The following is a 265-nucleotide window of genomic DNA, read 5'->3' on the forward strand; positions in this document are numbered from 1 at the left end:
TCTGTATTTCTTGGTCATGATCGTTCCTCAATGGGTACAGTTTCCCCCATTGAGGTGTCCGGGGTCATTAGGCCAGCTCAATTCCTCCGCCTCCACCGGCCACCAACTGATCTCAAACCCCGCATTCACAATGATGTGCTCAAACAGAATCCGCTGAGCCCGCCCATTCCCTTCACGAAACGGATTGAGCTGGCCTAATGACCCCGGACACCTCAATGGGGGAAACTGTACCCATTGAGGAACGATCATGACCAAGAAATACAGA

1 pseudogene is annotated in these 265 nt (G+C 52.1%); it reads right to left on the reverse strand.

The features are described from left to right. Positions 1–27: 27 nt before the first annotated feature. Positions 28–265 (reverse strand): annotated as a pseudogene (locus IFT47_RS27470) (hypothetical protein); the annotation flags it as partial.

Source organism: Pseudomonas sp. CFBP 13711 (assembly GCF_014842265.1).
In the GTDB taxonomy this organism is placed as follows: domain Bacteria; phylum Pseudomonadota; class Gammaproteobacteria; order Pseudomonadales; family Pseudomonadaceae; genus Aquipseudomonas.